This window comes from Pseudomonas sp. K5002 (assembly GCF_013386655.1).
GTDB lineage: Bacteria > Pseudomonadota > Gammaproteobacteria > Pseudomonadales > Pseudomonadaceae > Aquipseudomonas.
Window position 1 is genome coordinate 1 of sequence record NZ_JACARK010001012.1, and the last position, 2,823, is coordinate 2,823.

Below are 2,823 nucleotides of genomic sequence, written 5' to 3' on the forward strand. Positions count from 1 at the left end.
CACGGCCGGCACTGCCAGGCAAAAGCCCAGCAACATGGTCAGGCCCAGGTCGGCGTGCAACGCGCTGACCGCAATCAGCGGCCCCGGATGCGGTGGCATCAAGGCGTGCAGGGTGGTCATCCCCGCCAGCGCCGGAATTGCGATTTTCAGCAGCGGCTGGTTCGAACGCTTGGCCATCACGAAGATGATCGGCACCATCATCACCAGGCCCACTTCGAAGAACAGCGGCAGGCCAATCACCATCGCCACCAGCGCCATCACCCACGGCAATGACTTGCCCTTGCCCAACCCCAGCAGGGTGGTGGCGATACGGTCGGCAGCGCCGGATTCGGCCATCAACGCGCCGAGCATCGAGCCCAGGGCAATGATGATCCCGGCTTCACCGAGGATCGCCCCGGCGCCTTTGCTGAAGGCCTTGGCCACTTCTTCCGGCGGCAAGCCCGCGCCGACACCGGCGATAAACGTACCGATCAGGATCGACAGGAAGGGCGGCAGCTTGGTCGCGCTGATCAACACAATGATGCTGGCGATGGCCAGTAATACGCAGAACATGAGGCGGGTGTCGTGAACCATCCACGCGGCAGTCGATAACTCCAAAACGGGACTCCTTATCGAACAGGTTGGCTAATATGTTTCTTTTTGTTTCCTGCTCGAAAAGCATACCTGATACAACGGTTCCAGAGCGTTCATGTTCAATTTTGGTGCGTATGGCTTAACGCTCAGCTGACGGCGAGATGACAATTTTGCAACTCGTGCCGGTGGTTTTGGCCTAGAGCTCTATGATCAACCGGACGACCACCCACGAGGATATTTCATGAGCGCAGGACACAGCCACGCCCAGGTACGCGCCGGCCACGAACGGCTGTTATGGATCGCATTGGCACTGACCGGCAGCTTTATGATCGCCGAGGTGATCGGCGCCTTTATCACCGGCAGCCTGGCGCTGTTGTCCGATGCCGCGCACATGATGACCGACGCCCTGGCGCTAGGGATTTCCCTGGTGGCGATCCAGGTCGCCAAGCGCGCCGCCGACCGCAAGCGCACCTTCGGCTATGCGCGTTTCGAGATCCTGGCGGCAGCGTTTAATGCGCTGCTGCTGTTCGGCGTGGCGTTCTACATTCTTTATGAGGCGTATCAACGCTTGCAGGCGCCCGCCGAGATCCAGTCCACCGGCATGCTGGTGATCGCGGTGCTGGGGCTGATCGTCAACCTGATTTCCATGCGATTGCTGAGTGCGGCCAGCGGCGAAAGCCTGAATGTGAAGGGCGCTTACCTGGAAGTCTGGAGTGACATGCTCGGCTCCATCGGCGTGATCATCGCGGCGCTGGTGATCATGTACACCGGCTGGGGCTGGGTGGATTCGGTGGTGGCGGCAGCGATTGGCTTCTGGGTGTTGCCCCGCACCTGGACGCTGCTCAAGGAAAGCATGAACGTGCTGCTGCAAGGCGTGCCGGACGGCATCGATATCGACAAGGTGGAACAGGCAATTCGCGGCGTTCCCGGGGTCAAGGACGTGCACGACCTGCATATCTGGGCCCTCACCAGCGGCAAGAACGTGCTGAGCACTCACTTGGTGGCGGATTCTGCCCAAGGCAGCGAGCAACAGATCCTCAGCCAGGTGACGGAGTTACTGCATGAACAATTCGATATTTCCCACGCCACGATCCAGATCGAAGGCGAAGGTTTTCAGCATGACGAGCATGACGAGGTGCACGCCTGACCGTCACTCACGGTCTTCCAGCACATAACCCACGCCGCGCAAGGTATGGATCAACTTGCGCTCGAACGGGTCATCGATCTTCGCCCGCAGGCGGCGGATCGACACTTCCACCACATTGGTGTCGCAATCAAAGTTCATGTCCCACACGAACGAGATAATTTGCGTGCGCGACAGCACCACGCCGCTCTGGCGCATCAGCAGGTGCAGCAGGGCGAACTCCTTGGTGGTCAGGTCGATGCGCTGCAAACCGCGAAACGCCCGGTGGCGGCCCTGATCCAATTCCAGGTCGGCCACCCGCAACACATCCGGCACCGGCGAATGCACGCTGCGGCGCATCAAGGTGCGCACCCGCGCGAGTAATTCGGGGAACTCAAACGGCTTGACCAGGTAATCATCGGCGCCCAGGTCCAGGCCCTTGATCCGGTCGGCGAGGCGGCCCTGGGCGGTCAGCATCATGATGCGGGTGCTGCTGTTCTGGCGGATGCGTTGCAGCACGTCCCAGCCATCCATCAACGGCAAATTCACGTCGAGCATCACCAGGTCGTAGGCGTGCTGGCGAGACAAATGCAGGCCGTCGGCGCCGGTGGCGGCACAGTCGACGATATAGCCACTTTCGCTCAATCCCTGGTGTAGATAATCGGCGGTTTTAGGTTCGTCTTCGATAACCAGAATACGCATGTCGAGGATCCCGCTGGGCAGTGGAAAAGTTGCCCGGAGCTTAAAGCAAAAGCCCGCGCCAGAGCCGTTGCTAACGGATTTGTAATGTTCTGGCCACTCCTCTGATAAGTACCGAAAGTTACATTGCCCACCTGTTAATTCATGGGCATGGAACTCTTGTTATGCCAACTTTTGTCCGCACGTTTATCGGCGCTTCGGTGCTGTTGCTGATGACGGTCCAGGGCGCAAACGCGCAAACCCTGACCCTCGAATCGGCCCTGCAAACCGCCTTCGCCAACAACCCCGACATGGCCGCTGCGCAGTGGGAAATCGACATCGCCCAAGGCGGTCGCCAGCAGGCCGGTTTGATCCCGAATCCGGTGGCCTCCTGGGACGCCGAAGACACCCGCCGCAACTCGCGCACCACCACCGTAAAACTGAGCCAA

3 protein-coding genes and 1 pseudogene are annotated in these 2,823 nt (G+C 60.1%); 2 read left to right on the forward strand and 2 right to left on the reverse strand.

The window, feature by feature from the left end; genetic code table 11:
* The coding region (locus tag HX846_RS32530; RefSeq protein ID WP_218645513.1) for a GntP family permease at window positions 1–597 on the reverse strand (597 nt) is incomplete at its 3' end.
* A 217-nt stretch (window positions 598–814) separates the two neighbouring features.
* Here HX846_RS32530 and HX846_RS32535 point away from each other — a divergent pair.
* A complete protein-coding gene (locus HX846_RS32535) occupies window positions 815–1,720 on the forward strand; it encodes a cation diffusion facilitator family transporter (RefSeq protein ID WP_003214407.1) in 906 nt (301 codons plus the stop codon).
* A gap of 3 nt (window positions 1,721–1,723) precedes the next feature.
* On the opposite strand, the gene HX846_RS32540 is transcribed toward HX846_RS32535, so the two are convergent.
* Window positions 1,724–2,398, reverse strand: a complete 675-nt coding sequence (locus tag HX846_RS32540) for a heavy metal response regulator transcription factor (protein ID WP_008437506.1) — start codon at window positions 2,396–2,398, stop codon at window positions 1,724–1,726.
* Window positions 2,399–2,559: 161 nt separating this feature from the next.
* Here HX846_RS32540 and HX846_RS32545 point away from each other — a divergent pair.
* Window positions 2,560–2,823, forward strand: a pseudogene (locus tag HX846_RS32545) (TolC family protein); the annotation flags it as partial.

Coding starts and splice junctions, on each gene's coding strand:
- HX846_RS32535 (WP_003214407.1), top strand. CDS start 815: ATGAGCGCAGGACACAGCCACGCCCAGGTACGCGCCGGCCACGAACGG.
- HX846_RS32540 (WP_008437506.1), bottom strand. CDS start 2,398: ATGCGTATTCTGGTTATCGAAGACGAACCTAAAACCGCCGATTATCTA.